Genomic DNA, 16,959 nt, shown 5'->3' on the forward strand with positions numbered 1-16,959 from the left:
ACTATCTCCTATTTTTGAACATAAAAAACTAATAACTTGATTTCATATCGTTCTAATACACTTTGAATAAAATAATCCATGAAAAACTCTTGATATATATCTTTAGCTATTGCCAAGTATAATACTCGTTCAGAGTCCTTCTGCTCCAACGCTACTCTATAGTTCAAAAATTGACCGACAGCTGTATAAAATTCTGAGATTGCGGACATCCCAATAAAACTTTTTACCTCTATTGCTATTTTTTGCTCATCTTTCTCAGCCGCAATTAGCTTTTGCGCTCCCATGTCTATTTTAATTCTAATTTGTAAATTGAAAGAACAAGGGATCGTGTGTAATTTTCCAGCCATCTTTTTCTAAGGCTACTTTCACAGTATTATGGAAAATATCTTTTGCTGACATATAAAAAATAATAATCTAAATTCTAATCTTATCTAATTTTTTAAGTAAGCTATTGCACTTGAGTTTACTCTGCGGGAATGCCTTCAGGGAATGTGCGAACACAAAAAAGGGATAAGCCCAAAAGCTTATCCCCAAAAAAATTAATTAATCAATGTATCAAGTTCCTGATGTCCAAGAATTGATGTACTCAATTTGATCTGCTGTCAAACTATCAATTGTGATACCAATAGCCTGCAACTTCAAACGAGCAATTTCTTGATCGACTTCAACAGGAATTGAGTGCAAACCAGGTTGCAACTTACCTTTATTCTTCACCAGGAATTCACAAGCCAAAGCTTGGTTGGCAAAACTCATATCCATTACGGCGCTGGGGTGTCCTTCAGCCGCAGCTAGGTTAATCAAGCGTCCTTGTCCAAGAACGACAACTGATTTACCATTTTTCAATTTATACTCTTCGGTGAAAGGACGAACTTCTTTGATTTCCTTAGCTTGTGCAGCCAAGTATTTCAAATCAAGTTCCAAGTCAAAGTGACCGGAGTTACAAACGATCGCACCGTCTTTCATGACATCGAAGTGTTCGCCACGAACAACGTGCTTGTTACCAGTCACAGTGATAAAGATATCACCTTGGGGTGCAGCTTCAGCCATTGGCAGGACGCGGAAGCCATCCATTACGGCTTCAATTGCCTTGATGGGGTCGATTTCGGTGACGATGACGTTAGCACCCATGCCACGGGCGCGGAGGGCTGTACCTTTACCACACCAGCCATAACCGACGACAACAACGTTCTTCCCAGCCAACAAAATGTTTGTGGCGCGGATAATGCCATCTAGGGTTGATTGCCCAGTACCATAGCGATTATCAAAGAAGTGCTTGGTGTCCGCATCGTTGACGTTGACTGCGGGGAAGGTGAGAACGCCTTCTCTAAACATGGCGCGTAACCGAACGATCCCAGTTGTGGTTTCTTCGGTGCTACCAATCAAATCAGCAATTTGGTGTTGGCGTTCTTGTACCAAAGTTGCAACCACATCACTACCGTCATCAACAATAATGTTGGGGCGATGATCTAAAGCTATTTGGACGTGGCGGTTATAAGTTGCGTTATCTTCGCCTTTTTGAGCAAAGACGGGAATTTCATGATCGACGACGAGGCTAGCTGCTACGTCATCTTGAGTTGATAAGGGATTGCTAGCAATTAAAAGCGCGTCTGCACCACCGGCTTTCAGAGCGATCGCCAAATGTGCTGTTTCTGTTGTGATGTGGGCACAAGCTACAAGGCGTAAACCAGCGAAGGGCTTTTCGATCGCAAAGCGATCGCGGATTTGCTTCAAAACTGGCATTTCGCGTCCAGCCCATTCAATGCGCTGTCTTCCCAAGGCAGCTAGGCCGAGGTCTTTAACCTCGTGCTTTAATCGGGGAGAAGTTGCGGTCATCAAAAGTTACCTCAAAAAATTAAAAAAGCTACGTAAGTTTTACGCACTCTACTAGGTTATTCTACTACTGGCGATTTTTGCTTGTATGAAAGCAAATCGCTAGTCAAGAATCCTCAAAACTAGCTTGACGCTTGATCGCCGGAATGTCAACTTCCTCTCCAGCTTCTTCCTTTTTGTTTTATCTTTGGTAAGAGTAAGACTCTAATCAGCCTTACTGGTAATTCTCAGTTTATTGTCATCTCTCTAAAGATAGAAAAAAACAAAAAAACATCAAAATTTCATTGTTTAAAAGGAAAACCTCAACTTTAGATAGGTACATCTACCCAAAGGAATTAAGCAGGATAGTTAAAGTAGTAATTAATAGATTTTACTCAAGGAGGTGTTTGAGTGCGCTTTCAATTTTTGGCGTTGGCTTTGCCCGCCGTAGGCATCGCCAGTTCAATGGCCATAGGCGTTGTATCTGTGCCAAAAGCCACAGCCCAGATACCTTTTGTACCGCAACTGCAAGCTCCCAGCAGTATTAGTAATGATTCAGATAACAGAGTTGTTTCGGGCTGGATTTATTTAGATGGTCGTCGGTTATTTCAAATAGCGGCAACAAGAACTAATTTTCCTGAGCGTTCAGAAGATATTCAAAAGAAGTTGCAGAAAATTGGCCAAAATTACTTTCAATCACCAGCAAACACACCAGTCAAGGTAGAAGTTCGCAAAGTAAACGAATTACCAGTAATTTATGTCAATGGTCAATATCTGATGACCGTTACTTCGGAAGATGCGGAATTGCGACAGGTAGATATATCGACATCGGCAAATCAAGTCGCCGAATCATTACAAGAAGACTTGCAACAAGCAAAACAAGAAAGGCAAATTCAATCTTTAATCGACCAAAGTAAAATTGCTGGCGGTATCGGACTAGCAATGATTGTCATGAGTTGGGGAGTATATAGCTGGCAGCGGCGTTCCCAAAAGAATTTAGAAAACTCCATTGCCTCTCAACCCCAGAGGGAACTCTTCAACTACCCAAAACCAGCAGATCAAGCAATTACAACACAATTAAATCAACGACAACAGCAACATCTCCAAGAAGCCAAAAGACGATTGTTTCAGCTCAGTCAAGCCGGAATTTGGGGAGGTGGAAGCTTCTTTATTTTGGGTTTATTTCCTTATACACGAGGTTTGCAGGTAGCAATTCTCACAGCTGCCCAATTTCCTTTGCGATTAGGTGTGGTATGCCTGGCAACCTATGTAGCAATTCGTTTGACCTACGCCCTGATTGACCGCTTCGCTTCCACCCTGATTAGCAGTGGTGCTTTCCTCACCCCAGAAAGTTCTGCACGGTTGCAGCTGCGAGTTTCCACATTTTCTGGTGTAACTAAAAGTATCACTACTGTTATCTGGGTAGGAGTAGGTTTCTTGATCGCGCTGGTATCCTTGGGGATAGATATCGTTCCCTTACTAGCGGGTGCCAGTTTAGTTGGTGTTGCATTGTCTTTGGCATCGCAAAACTTAATTAAAGATGCAATTAACGGTTTTTTGATCATTTTAGAAGACCAGTATGCTTTAGGCGATGTGATTAATGTGGGAAACGTGGGAGGCTTAGTAGAAAATCTGAATCTGCGCATGACCCAACTGCGGGATTCTGAAGGACGCTTAATCACAATTCCCAATAGTGAAATTAAAGTTGTTGCTAATCTTTCTAGTCGTTGGTCGCGAGCCGATTTAACAATTCCCATCGCTTACCAAGCCGATACAGAAAAGGCTTTGAACTTGATTGCAACTATTGCCGATCAGATGAATCAAGAAATGCAATGGCAGAGTCAAATTTTGGAACCGCCGCAAGTTTTGGGAATAGATCAATTTGGCGATCGCGGTTTGATTATTCGTGTCTGGATTAAAACACTGCCCCTCAAGCAATGGGATGTAGCACGCGAGTTTCGCCGCCGCCTAAAAGTTGCCTTAGACGAAGCTGGAATTTCCATCTCTGTACCTCAACAAGCAATTTGGGTCAATGACGATCAATTGTTAAATTTTTCGAGTAATGGCAAAGATAATTAGAAATTTAGATTGATTACTGCATTTTTCAGTTGATGAGACTAAATCCTAACTCTCCCGCGATCGAGCTACATTAAACCTGCCTTGAAAATAAGGCAGGGGGCAGGGGGCAGGGAGCAGGGCTACGGTGTACACACAAGTCAAATTACCCCCCTTAATCCCCCCTTATAAAGGGGGGAAACTAGAAAATCTTGTTCCCTCCCCTTTACAAGGGGAGGGTTAGGGTGGGGTAAAACTGACGCTAAAACCTTAGTTAATCGCTCTGCCTCTAATGATACATTGAGTCATTAGCATAAATATATGCATTCCCATACTGACAATAGAAAAAAGAAAATATCTCACATTAAACCTTAATAAATCCTTATATTAATAAAAAGCTACTACCTTACTAACGACTCTTGAACTTTTCCTTGATTTATGTCTGTCAATACCTTCATCAGACGACCAGTGCTGACGACGGTCTGCACGTTCATCATCTTGCTCCTGGGAAGCATCTGTATACCGATTCTTCCTATTTCTCAGCTACCAGACCTTGCCCCAGTACAAATTACAGTTAGCTCCAACAATATTGGTGCGGATGCTCAAACAACAGAAAATACTGTCACTAACATTATTGAGCGACAAATTAATGGTGTTAAAGATGTATCTTATATATCTTCTAATACGGGTAATGATGGTTCGAGCAATATAACTGTCTCCTTTCCAACTAATGTCAATAGCGATATTGCTCAAGTAAACGTTCAAAATAAAGAAGCACTGGCTTCACCTCAATTGCCAGATACTGTTCAACGAACAGGTGTCACCGTTGAAACGGCATCGAGCAGTTTGCTACTTGTCTATGGGTTTTACTCAGAAAATAATGAGTATGACAACATTTTTATCAGTAACTATGTCGATCTGTATATTTTTGATCAGATCAAACGGCTTCCTGGTGTAGGAAGTGCCAGGGTTTTTGGAGAACGCAAATATGCCATGCGTCTCTGGCTCGATCCCAACAAGCTTGCCCAACATCGACTAACTCCGCAAGATGTGACAGCTGCCCTGCAACAACAAAATATTCAAGTGGGTGCAGGGGCAATTGGTAAGGAACCAGCACCAGATAATCAAAGCTTTGAATTTGCTTTACGGGCAACCAGTCGATTTAAAGATGCGGCTGAATTTGAGGATATGGTGCTAAAGGTAAGTCCAGCTGGCACTAGTAGCACTACTAATAACCCCACTAATAGCACCCTAGTTAAAGTCAGAGATGTCGGTCGAGTTGAACTAGGAGCAGAGAACTATCTGGCTGATGCCAAATTCACTATTCCAGGAAATGCTCCCAAGGCAGCCGTGGGTTTGGGGATATATCAACTTCCCGGTAGTAATGCCCTGAAGGTTGCTCATGCTGTTGAAGAACAAATCAAGATACTAGAAAAGAGTTTTCCACCTGGACTCAAAGCCCAGTTGGCATTTGATACCACTCCGTTTGTAGAAATTTCTTTAGAAGAAGTTCTGCACACTCTGGTTGAGGCAATTGTCCTAGTGGTCTTGGTAATTTTTGTTTTTTTACAAGACTGGCGTACCACGATCATTCCGACTGTGGCGATCCCTGTTTCCTTGATTGGGACGTGTGCAGCTCTGTTGGTTTTAGGATTTCAGATTAATACACTGACCTTGTTTGGTTTCGTACTCGCGATCGGGATCGTCGTGGATGATGCCATTATTGTGGTTGAGGCAGTTGCAGTCAAACTAGAACAGGGTATGAGACCCTTTGAAGCGGCTGTCGAAGCCATGAAGGAGTTAACTGGGGCAATCATTGCCACTTCACTTGTACTCATGGCGGTATTCATTCCAGTTGCCTTCATTCCGGGTACTACTGGGATTGTTTACAAACAATTTGCCTTAACCGTTGCTTGCTCTATTGGCATCTCCACCTTCAATGCCTTAACCTTCTCTCCGAGTATGGCAGCCATTCTCATGCGCCCTGCTCAGACTCCACGGGGCCCTTTGGGGTGGTTTTTTACACAGTTTAATCGGGGATTTAGCTGGTTCACACGGCGATATGTCGGGTTTGTTAGCTACCTTACCCATGTCAAACCGATTGTAATTGGGGTTTTTATTACTGGTTTATTAGCAACAGTTTTGATGTACAGAGCAGTACCTACCGGATTTATTCCAGAAGAAGATCAGGGTTACTTCTTTGTCATTGTCCAAGGGCCTGACGGGGTTTCTTTGAAATATACCGAATCTGTGATGGACAAGGTAGTCAAAGAAGTCACATCGGCTCCCGAAGTTAGAGCTAGTTTTATGATCAGTGGCTTTGGTTTCGATGGTAATGCTTCCAATTTAGGTATTGCCTTTGCTAACCTGAAACCCTGGAAAGAGAGAACTGAAGAATCTCAATCTGTTTATGGCATACTTCAAAGACTAAACAAAAAGCTCTCTACAATTACAGAAGCCAGAGCGATCGCAGTAAATGCTCCTCCAGTGAGAGGATTAAGTACTACGGGTGGTTTTGAATTTATCATTCAAGACAAAACTGGCAGTGCGCCCATTGAAACCCTAATTGAGACTGCTCAAAAATTGATCGGGGCGGCACGTAAAAGCCCTGTTCTCCAAGGAGTCTTCACTCAGTTCACCGCAGATACTCCCCAATTTGACATTCAGGTAAACCGCAACCAAGCCAAAGCTCTCAATGTCGAAATTAACGACATCTTTGGGGCGTTGCAAACTTATCTGGGGTCGCAATATGTGAATAACTTCGTGCAGGGACAGCGACAGTATCGGGTATATGTCCAAGCAGATGGAGTGTTCCGTTCTAATCCAGATGATATTGGTAAGCTGTATGTTCGCTCTGCCAGTGGGGCAATGATTCCGTTGAGCAGTTTGGTGAAAATTACTCCCTTCGTAGGGCCGAAAACCATCGCCCATTACAACTTGTACAGGTCAATCAAAGTACAGGGCGCTCCGGCTCCCGGTGCTAGTTCTGGACAGGCGATTAAAGCGATGGAGCAACTAGCAGCAGAAAACTTACCTCAAGGGTTTGGTTATGAGTGGACAGGGACTTATCTCCAGGAGAAGACATCTGGGGGAGCTACAGGCTTTATTTTTGCCTTAGCGATCGTTATTGTCTTTCTGGTGCTGGCAGCTCAGTATGAAAGTTATATTGACCCAATTATTATTTTGCTGACAGTTCCCCTAGCAGTTTTGGGAGCAATGACAGCGATTTGGCTGCGTTCCAATATTTTCATGACAGATAGCCTCTTCCCCAAAGTGGTGGATGATATTTATTGCCAGGTAGGTTTGGTGACTTTGATTGGTCTAGCTGCGAAAAACGCGATTTTAGTCGTAGAATTTGCCAATCAACTGCATGAGCAGGGCATGAGCTACACGCGGGCGGCAGTGAAAGCTGGGGAAGAACGTCTGCGACCGATTTTAATGACATCCTTTGCAGCGTTGTTAGGATTTTTGCCCTTGGTAATCTCTGAAGGAGCTGGAGCCAGCAGCCGTTGGTCTTTAGGAACAGCGCTGTTTGGGGGGTTGATGCTTTCGACGTTCTTGAGTTTGTTCTTAGTACCAATTCTCTATATTTTGGTTAAAACCTTGGCTCAAGCTATATTACCTCGGAAGCGAGGAGGTTCAAATCCTCCAAATTCTCCAGGAACTTCGGGAACTAGAGATGAAGCTATACCTGCTGGCTCAAGTCAGCCAGAGACGCAACTTAGGTCTCAGGAGGATGGGATAACCTAAGTTTGGGCAAGGAGGCAAGGAGGCGGGGGAGCAGAGGGGCAAGGGGGCAGGGGAGCAGGGGGAATATAAACTTAACCCCACTGTTGCGCTAGTTTCCCGTAGGGTACGAAGAACCACTTATTAAGAAGTGGATGGACTTAGCCCCATGTTCCGCTCTGATTCACGGCAGCAGATAAGAGGTCTTTGCCCCCTGCCCCTCTGCCCCTCTGCTCCCCTGCCCCCCTGCCCCCTGCCTCTTCTCAACTATGCAGCCTAAAAGCGTATCAGCTTATCCACAACATCCTCTAACTCTGATACCATTTTCTGTAATTTCCTGCTTGCTAAAAAATTTAGTCGAAGTAGAATTAAGTACTTAGATAAGGAAGAGTGAAATGGGACTTAGCGACGGACTTTTGAACCCGACCAAAAAGGCTATGGTCATAGAGGACTGTTGCAACATGATCGAAGGACAGCTTGCATCCAAGTCAGGCATGAGCGGCATCGCTTTGAAAACTGCCTTTGCCGCCCTGAAGGGGGTTAAGCCAGGGTATATTCCCTATGTGGTTGAGCAGATTTTGCCGCAATGCTTCACGGCACTTGATCCCATTTGGAGTCAAGGCGTAGAGAAAGGCGATCCAGTTGAATATCTGAGTGTGAATCGCTCTGATACAGCAGACGCACTACTGGGTGTTACCGATGCGAGAGTCAAGAACTCAAACCGCCAAATCGTGCGAGGAACCTATGAAAAACTTCGCGGTTCAGCCAAAAAGCACGTAGAAGAAGCAGTGCCAGATTTAGCCAAAGTAATCAATAATTACACTAAGTCCTGAGCAAAACGAGTAAAGACGCGATTAATCGCGTCTTCTAGAAACGTGGGAAGCGCAGATGCAAAGTAGCTTTTCACCAGATATCGTCTCAAAACTTCACCAACTCCAAATTAAGTCCTGCCCGTTGGATGGCTCCTTCTTTTAACTGTTCTCTGAGATTGATTCAGGCTTTTTGAGTAGTATAATATTGCACAGCTTAGTTAATGAATCGACTGCGATCGCCTAGCGTCTCCTCCAGAGAATCGCCTTTTTCAATAACTCGATCGATTAGTTCAATTGGCTCATCTGGCAAGGTGATGTTAATCCGGCGACGCATTATTTTCGTTCTGTTTTGTACGGCAATTTTATTGTAAACATCAGAATATGTACAGCTGTGCAAAAAAGCGTATTTCATTGCCGTAGCCATCGGCTAAGATAATTCTATAAAGTGCGATCGCTTGACTCTTACTTGATATCGTTGCAGAGATGGCGATCGCTCAAACTCACATTCGGATCAAGCGGACATGATCTGAGGGCGCTTTTGCATAATTCTGTCGTCGCCAATCTTCAGAAATCAGGTCAAAATGAGCGAATAGTGAGTTTTAGCAAAACAGACTTTATTAAAAGATGCCGAAAATATCACAATCTTGGAAAATAATAAAGTAAGTCGAGTATCACATGACTCACTTGATTTCCTCATTTCTTCTAGGAAAATATGACTCATCCTTTCCTTGAACGCCTGCGTAGTCCAGATAGCCCAGTCCTCGTCTTCGATGGGGCGATGGGAACCAACTTACAAACCCAAAACCTGACTGCTGAAGACTTCGGCGGCCCACAGTATGAAGGTTGTAACGAATACTTAGTCCACACGAAACCCGAAGCTGTCGCTAAGGTTCACCGCGACTTTCTTGCTGCTGGTGCAGATGTAATTGAAACGGATACCTTTGGCAGTACGTCTCTGGTGCTGGCAGAATATGACTTGGCAGACCAAGCCTACTACCTCAGCAAGACAGCCGCAGAATTGGCGAAGCGTGTGGCGGCGGAATTTTCCACACCAGAAAAACCCCGGTTTGTGGCAGGTTCCATCGGCCCGACAACGAAACTTCCAACCTTGGGACATATTGACTTTGACACCATGAAAGCTACCTTTGCTGAACAAGCAGAGGCGCTGTGGGATGGTGGCGTCGATTTATTTCTGGTGGAAACTTGCCAAGATGTGCTGCAAATTAAAGCGGCGCTGAATGCCATTGAAGAAGTGTTTGCCAAAAAAGGCGATCGCAGACCGTTGATGGTGTCTGTGACAATGGAAAGCATGGGCACAATGTTGGTTGGTTCAGAAATCAGTGCTGTGCTGACAATTTTGGAACCTTACCCAATTGACATTCTCGGTCTAAACTGCGCCACTGGCCCAGACTTGATGAAACCACATATCAAGTATCTGTCAGAACATTCACCTTTCATCGTTTCCTGTATTCCCAACGCGGGTTTACCTGAGAACGTCGGCGGTCAAGCGCACTACCGCCTGACACCGTTGGAATTACGGATGTCGTTGATGCATTTTGTTGAAGATTTGGGTGTCCAAGTGATCGGGGGTTGCTGTGGGACGCGTCCAGAACACATTCAACAATTGGCAGAAGTTGCTAAAGGTCTGAAGCCAAAAGTTAGACAACCAAGTTTAGAACCAGCAGCAGCATCAATTTACACCACTCAGCCTTATGACCAAGATAATTCTTTCTTGATTGTTGGCGAACGTCTCAACGCCAGTGGTTCCAAGAAGTGCCGCGATTTGCTAAATGCCGAAGATTGGGATGGACTCGTTTCAATGGCGAGGGCGCAAGTAAAAGAAGGCGCACACATCCTTGATGTCAACGTCGATTATGTGGGACGTGACGGCGTGCGGGATATGCACGAATTAGTTTCGCGCATTGTTAATAATGTGACATTACCCTTAATGCTTGACTCCACCGAATGGGAAAAAATGGAGGCGGGTTTAAAGGTCGCCGGTGGTAAGTGTTTGCTGAACTCCACCAACTACGAAGATGGGGAATCGCGCTTTTTAAAGGTGCTGGAGTTAGCGAAAAAATACGGTGCTGGTGTAGTCATTGGTACTATCGATGAAGATGGGATGGCGCGGACAGCAGATAAAAAGTTTGCGATCGCCCAACGCGCATACCGTCAAGCTGTAGAATATGGCATACCACCCACAGAAATATTCTTTGATACCCTAGCGTTACCCATTTCCACTGGGATTGAAGAAGACCGAGAAAACGGTAAAGCCACAATTGAAGCGATTCAGCGGATTCGTCAAGAATTGCCTGGATGTCATGTGATTTTGGGTGTTTCCAATATTTCCTTTGGTTTAACTCCAGCCTCGCGGATGGTGCTGAACTCGGTATTTTTGCACGAAGCGACAACGGCGGGAATGGATGCAGCCATTGTCAGTGCTAACAAAATTTTACCGTTATCGAAGATTGAGGAACGCCATCAAGAAATTTGTCGTCAGTTGATTTATGATGAGCGGAAATTTGAGGGTGATGTTTGCATTTACGATCCCTTGGGAGAGCTTACCACAGCCTTTGCTGGGGTGACAACTAAGCGCGATCGCTCCTTAGATGAAAGTCTCCCCATCCCAGAACGTCTCAAACGCCATATCATCGACGGCGAACGCATTGGCTTAGAAGAACATCTGAAAAAAGCCTTAGAAGAATATCCTCCTTTGGAAATTATCAACACCTTCCTGCTAGATGGCATGAAAGTTGTCGGAGAATTATTCGGTTCTGGACAAATGCAGCTACCCTTCGTCTTGCAATCTGCGGAAACCATGAAAGCGGCGGTAGCGTTTTTAGAACCGTTCATGGAAAAATCAGAATCGGGCAACAATGCCAAGGGAACCTTTATCATTGCCACAGTCAAAGGCGATGTCCACGACATTGGTAAAAACTTGGTGGATATCATTTTATCTAACAACGGCTACAAGGTGATTAACCTGGGAATTAAGCAGCCAGTGGAAAATATCATCAACGCTTACGAACAGCACAAAGCTGATTGTATTGCTATGAGTGGTTTGCTGGTAAAATCCACCGCCTTCATGAAAGAGAATTTGGAGGTATTTAACGAGAAGGGAATTAGTGTACCCGTGATTTTAGGTGGTGCGGCGCTGACTCCCAAATTTGTGTATGAAGATTGCCAAAATACCTATAAAGGTAAAGTCGTTTATGGCAAAGATGCCTTTTCTGACTTGCACTTCATGGATAAATTAATGCCAGCTAAAGCTACTGGTAACTGGCAAGATTTGCAGGGATTTTTGAACGAAATTGAAACTGCTGAAGTTTCGACAAATGGTCACAAAGAACCAAAAGCTACAACTGCTGAAGAAACGTCTGCTGAACTAAAAGAAGTAGATACAAGACGTTCCGAAGCCGTAGCTGTAGATATTGAACGTCCAACGCCGCCTTTCTGGGGAACGAAGTTATTGCAGCCTAGTGATATTCCCATTGAGGAAATATTCTGGCATTTAGATTTACAAGCTTTAATTGCTGGACAGTGGCAATTCCGCAAACCAAAGGAACAATCTAAGGAAGAATATCAGGCTTTCTTAGCTGAGAAAGTCTACCCAGTTTTAGAAAGTTGGAAACAGCGAATTATTGAAGAGAATCTGTTGCATCCCCAGGTGATTTATGGGTATTTCCCTTGTCAAGCCGAGGGAAATTCTCTACATGTATGGAACCAATCACAGCAGGTTACAACTTTTGAGTTTCCTAGACAAAAGTCTTTAAGACGGCTGTGCATAGCAGATTTCTTTGCACCAAAGGAGTCGGGAATTATTGATGTCTTCCCAATGCAAGCGGTGACTGTAGGGGAAATTGCCACAGAGTTCGCTCAAAAGCTGTTTGCAGACAATCAATACACCGATTATCTGTATTTCCACGGTATGGCGGTGCAGGTGGCGGAAGCTATAGCTGAATGGACACACGCTAGAATACGCCGAGAGTTAGGTTTTGCTGCTGAGGAACCCGACAATATTCGGGATATATTAGCACAACGCTATCGTGGCTCCCGGTATAGTTTTGGATATCCAGCTTGTCCAAATATTCAGGATCAGTACAAGCAACTGGAGTTATTGCAGACTGACAGGATTAACTTGTATATGGATGAAAGCGAACAACTTTATCCAGAACAGTCTACCACTGCGATTATTACCTATCACCCGTTAGCCAAATACTTTAGCGCGTAGAATCTTACTCGTTAAAGCAATAGCCTCGGTGTTAGTGATATTTCGCCCTGGAAAATCCCCTTTCAAAACCTCTCTTCTTCTAGGCTACGGTGTGTATACAAGTCCTTCTCACCCCCTCTAACTCCCCCTTTCTAAGGGGGAGAACCGGATATTTCCCCCTTTACCGAAGGGGAGAACTGGATATTTCCCCCCTTTACAAGCTACGGTGTACACACAAGTCGAATTACCCCCCATAATCCCCCGATGCATTGGGGGGAAAACTAGAAATACAGTTCCCTCCCCAATACATACGGGGAGGGTTAGGGTGGGGTAAAACTTACGCTTAAACTCTGATGAGTGAACTGTTTCAGACTTGTGTGTACACCGTAGCCAATACATCGGGGGGATTAAGGGGGGTAAATCCAGAGTTTGGGCTTCATTACCAAGATGTGTGTAAACCGTATCCTTCTAGGAGATGTAGTGTATACAAACGAAACAAGGTACTGTTACTTTGATGATTTTTCCGGGAATCCTGTAGTTGTATACCCACCAAATTTATTAATCTCTCAGCTTAGGTAGGCTTATTTATGCAACTCATCAGCTCGTTAGATATTAGAAATTCAGAATATTTATCCAAAAATCGCCTCATCAGTTATCATCACCAGTTGCGTCTAATTTTTTCGCTGGGTAATCAGGTAAAAAACGTTCTGGAAATTGGGATTTTTAATTCTCTATTAACAGATATCTTGAAGAATAATGGATACAACGTTTCCACTGCTGATGTTGACCCCAGCCTCAAACCAGAAATAATTTTGGATTTGACTACAGATTTTTCCTTACCAAAAGATAAATTTGATGCGATTGTCCTGTTTCAAGTTCTGGAACACTTTCCCTACCCTCAGTCAGAAGAAGCATTGAGAAAACTTGCTATTGCAACCAAGAAATTTTTGGTGATTTCGATTCCCTATTGCACTCAATACCTCTCGTTTCAGGTGAAAACCTCTTTCTCAGGCAGACCAAGGCATTTACTATTCAATGTCCCCAAATTCTGGAGTACAACGCCAGTCTGTGACGAACACTGCTGGGAAATGGGTTTAAAAGGATATCCGAAAACGCGGATTTTAAACTCTGTTGCCAAAGCTGGGTTAACTGTTAAGCAAGAATTTATCGATCCCAGTTATCCCTACCATTATTTTTTAGTGTTGGAGAAGAATTTTAGTAATACTTAAACAGCAATTTGTAGGGAGTGGAGAGTCGGAAGTAGGGGAATCCGAATCAGAAAATGGCGGCAAACAATGCTCAAAAAAGGTGCGATCGCCTAAGCTATGCTTTTAAAATCCTAATTGGTATCATGCCCTTCTGTGTTCTCCGGGTTTATCCTGGAAAACAGAGGGCTAGGTTGTATTACCTACTATCATCGTTTCAGATACTAACATCGAAAATTACCAATTATGCTAGAACAAGGCACTATCAGTATTCATACTGAGAATATTTTCCCGATCATCAAGAAGTCGCTTTACTCAGATCACCAAATCTTCTTGCGGGAACTGGTATCCAACGCTGTAGACGCCATCCAAAAGCTAAAAATGGTATCCCGCGCCGGCGATTATGCTGGAGATATCGGCGAACCAGAAATTGAAATTGCCATTGACAAAGATAAAAAAACTCTATCCATCTCCGATAACGGCATCGGAATGACCGCAGATGAAGTTAAGAAATATATCAATCAAGTTGCCTTCTCTAGTGCTGAAGAATTTATTCATAAATATGAAGGCAAATCAGATCAACCGATAATCGGCCACTTCGGTCTTGGTTTCTACTCTTCCTTCATGGTGGCGCAAAAGGTAGAAATTGATACCCTTTCCTATCAAGAAGGGGCGCAGGCGGTTCACTGGACTTGTGATGGTTCCCCAGCTTTCACTCTCGAAGAATCTTCCCGAACAACTCGCGGTACTACTATTATTCTCAGCCTGCAAGGGGAAGAAGAGGAATTTCTCGAATCTGCACGAATTAAGAATCTTGTCAAGACATACTGCGACTTTTTGCCAGTCCCAATTAAACTAGATGGCGAAGTAATAAATAAGCAAAAAGCACCGTGGCGAGAGTCTCCGAGTAATCTGACTCAAGAAGATTATTTAGAGTTTTACCGCTATCTGTATCCTTTTCAAGAAGAACCTTTGTTATGGGTACATCTAAATACAGACTATCCCTTTATCATCAACGGGATTCTGTATTTCCCGAAAATGCGACCGGATGTAGATGTTACCAAAGGGCAGATCAAGCTATTTTGCAATCAAGTTTTTGTTAGCGACAACTGCGAAGAAATTATCCCGCAATTTCTGATGCCGATGCGGGGTGTGATTGATAGTACCGATATTCCTCTAAACGTATCGCGTAGTGCCTTGCAAGGCGATCGCACCGTGCGAAGAATTGGTGACTACATTGCCAAAAAAGTAGGCGATCGCCTCAAAGAACTTTTCCGCGATAATCGTGAACAATACATTAGCGCCTGGAAAGACCTCGGCACTTTCGTAAAATTCGGCGTTCTCAACGACGAGAAATTCAAAAAACAAATCGAAGATATCATCGTCTTCCGCACCACTGCCAAGTTGACAGAAAAAGTTGCGGCTGAAACGCCAGTGGTTGAAGTCCAATCTTCAGACGGGGATGCTTGGCAAGATGTCACTCCTGCACCCATTTCTGACTCAGCACCCAGCGCTCCATATACTACGCTGAAAGAGTATCTAGAACGCAACAAAGAACGCAACGAAAATCGGGTTTTCTACAGCACCGATGAAGCAACCCAAGCTACATACATAGAATTGCACAAAAATCAAGGTTTAGAAGTCCTGTTTATGGACTCCTTCATCGATACCCACTTTATAAACTTCCTAGAGCGCGAATATCAGGATGTCAAGTTTACGCGGGTAGACTCAGATTTAGATAACACTCTGCTGGAACAAGATAAAGATAAGGAAATTGTCGATCCCAAGACGAACAAAACCCGGAGTGAGACGATTAAAGAGTTATTTGAGAAATCCCTCAACAAACCCAAACTCAACATCCGTACCGAAGCTTTGAAATCAGACGATCCTCAAGGTACACCACCTGCGATCGTGCTTTTACCAGAAATTCTTCGCCGCCTGCGGGAAATGAACGCCATGATGCAGCAGCAGTCAGCAGAGTTTCCCGAAGATCACATTTTGCTGGTGAATACTGCTCACCCGCTAATTCAAAATCTGGCTAATCTGAACCAAGGTAGTATTATCCAAGGTAACGGTGAATCGTCTACAGATCAGTTAGTCAACTTGATTTGTCAACACGTTTACGATTTAGCGCTGATGTCTCAGAAAGGATTTGACGCTGAGGGAATGAAATCCTTCGTCGAGCGATCGAATGACGTACTCACCAAGCTGACGGAACAAGCGAGTAAATAGTGCTGAGTGCTGAGTGCTGAGTGCTGAGTAGGAAGTTAAGAGTTAGGAGTTAGGAGTTAGGAGTTATTTTTCCCCTGCTCCCCTGCTCCCCTGCTCCCCTGCCCCTCTGCCCCTCTGCTCCCCCTCCTCATCTCCCCACTTCTGCTGCCTAAGACCTAAAATGGAAAGGCTGTATTAAAATAACAATCTGGAGATAGTTGCTATGTCCCGTCGCTGTGAACTAACTGGTAAGAAGGCAAATAACGCTTTTGCTGTTTCCCACTCCCACCGCCGTACTAAACGCCTTCAGCAGGCTAATCTGCAAGACAAGCGTGTTTGGTGGGAAGCCGGAAATCGCTGGGTAAGATTAAAATTGTCTACCAAAGCAATTAAAACTCTGCAAATTAATGGGTTAGAAGCAATGGCAAAAGAAGCTGGGATTAACCTGAATCATTACTAAATAATCCGGATTTCATAGCCCGAAACTTTTGTAGGTTGGAATATATAGCGGTTCTTGCTTGGGTACAGTACAGTTTTGACCTCTCTCCAAGCCTCTCTCCTAAAAGGAGAGAGGCTTTGAATCTTACTTGCCAACGCTAGTAGGGAAGGGGCTGGGGGTTAGGTTTGTATTCTATGCAATTGGGAATCGCTATAGGTGATTCTTAGGGGCGCACAGCTAGCTGTGCGCCCCTAATGTTTATTAACGTGACGTGAGTTCGACAAGCCCTTTTTTGACCTCTCCCCCAACTCTCCGACACGGAGAGGGGAGCCAAAACCCTAATTTCTCGTTGCTCCTCCCTTTCCCCGTGGGAGAGGGAGGTTGGGAGGGAGAGGTTCATGGAACTCACGTTTATTTAGCAGGCAAGAGGCAAAATAAAGAAGACTCTTTGAATTATACTGAGCTTTTTGACGCAATCAATATGAGTTATTT

At 43.9% G+C, this 16,959-nt stretch carries 8 protein-coding genes and 1 pseudogene; 7 read left to right on the forward strand and 2 right to left on the reverse strand.

The genetic code is table 11. The annotated features are described in order from the left end of the window. Window positions 1-8: 8 nt before the first annotated feature. Window positions 9-399, reverse strand: a pseudogene (locus RMY16_RS15790) (XisH family protein). 156 nt (window positions 400-555) lie between these two features. After that, window positions 556-1,833 (reverse strand): adenosylhomocysteinase, encoded by a 1,278-nt coding sequence (gene ahcY / locus RMY16_RS15795; RefSeq protein WP_322737196.1) that lies wholly within the window; start codon window positions 1,831-1,833, stop codon window positions 556-558. A gap of 387 nt (window positions 1,834-2,220) precedes the next feature. Between ahcY and RMY16_RS15800 the strand changes: the two genes are divergently transcribed. From RMY16_RS15800 to rpmB, 7 genes are all read left to right on the forward strand, one after another. After that, window positions 2,221-3,888: a mechanosensitive ion channel family protein gene (locus tag RMY16_RS15800; protein ID WP_416211674.1), complete on the forward strand. Its 1,668-nt coding sequence runs from the start codon at window positions 2,221-2,223 to the stop codon at window positions 3,886-3,888. A 414-nt stretch (window positions 3,889-4,302) separates the two neighbouring features. Next, a complete protein-coding gene (locus RMY16_RS15805) occupies window positions 4,303-7,614 on the forward strand; it encodes an efflux RND transporter permease subunit (protein WP_322737197.1) in 3,312 nt (1,103 codons plus the stop codon). Window positions 7,615-7,985: 371 nt separating this feature from the next. After that, window positions 7,986-8,423, forward strand: a complete 438-nt coding sequence (locus tag RMY16_RS15810; RefSeq protein ID WP_322663306.1) for a DUF6918 family protein — start codon at window positions 7,986-7,988, stop codon at window positions 8,421-8,423. Window positions 8,424-9,114: 691 nt separating this feature from the next. After that, the gene (gene metH / locus RMY16_RS15815; protein WP_322737198.1) at window positions 9,115-12,633 is read left to right on the forward strand and encodes a methionine synthase; all 3,519 of its coding nucleotides are present in this window, start codon (window positions 9,115-9,117) and stop codon (window positions 12,631-12,633) included. 566 nt (window positions 12,634-13,199) lie between these two features. After that, window positions 13,200-13,841 (forward strand): class I SAM-dependent methyltransferase, encoded by a 642-nt coding sequence (locus tag RMY16_RS15820; protein ID WP_322737199.1) that lies wholly within the window; start codon window positions 13,200-13,202, stop codon window positions 13,839-13,841. A 222-nt stretch (window positions 13,842-14,063) separates the two neighbouring features. Continuing rightward, window positions 14,064-16,049, forward strand: coding sequence for a molecular chaperone HtpG (htpG, locus tag RMY16_RS15825; RefSeq protein WP_322737200.1), 1,986 nt, complete (start codon window positions 14,064-14,066; stop codon window positions 16,047-16,049). Between the two features lie 202 nt (window positions 16,050-16,251). Next, the gene (rpmB, locus tag RMY16_RS15830; protein ID WP_322663302.1) at window positions 16,252-16,488 is read left to right on the forward strand and encodes a 50S ribosomal protein L28; all 237 of its coding nucleotides are present in this window, start codon (window positions 16,252-16,254) and stop codon (window positions 16,486-16,488) included. Window positions 16,489-16,959: the final 471 nt, after the last annotated feature.

Origin of the sequence: Nostoc sp. DedQUE12b (genome assembly GCF_034530835.1) — a bacterium.
In the GTDB taxonomy this organism is placed as follows: Bacteria; Cyanobacteriota; Cyanobacteriia; order Cyanobacteriales; family Nostocaceae; genus Nostoc.

What these genes read in the sequence shown, in the direction of transcription:
- htpG (WP_322737200.1), top strand. Translation starts at nt 14,064, where the DNA reads ATGCTAGAACAAGGCACTATCAGTATTCATACTGAGAATATTTTCCCG.
- ahcY (WP_322737196.1), bottom strand. Translation starts at nt 1,833, where the DNA reads ATGACCGCAACTTCTCCCCGATTAAAGCACGAGGTTAAAGACCTCGGC.
- rpmB (WP_322663302.1), top strand. Translation starts at nt 16,252, where the DNA reads ATGTCCCGTCGCTGTGAACTAACTGGTAAGAAGGCAAATAACGCTTTT.
- metH (WP_322737198.1), top strand. Translation starts at nt 9,115, where the DNA reads ATGACTCATCCTTTCCTTGAACGCCTGCGTAGTCCAGATAGCCCAGTC.
- RMY16_RS15805 (WP_322737197.1), top strand. Translation starts at nt 4,303, where the DNA reads ATGTCTGTCAATACCTTCATCAGACGACCAGTGCTGACGACGGTCTGC.
- RMY16_RS15820 (WP_322737199.1), top strand. Translation starts at nt 13,200, where the DNA reads ATGCAACTCATCAGCTCGTTAGATATTAGAAATTCAGAATATTTATCC.
- RMY16_RS15810 (WP_322663306.1), top strand. Translation starts at nt 7,986, where the DNA reads ATGGGACTTAGCGACGGACTTTTGAACCCGACCAAAAAGGCTATGGTC.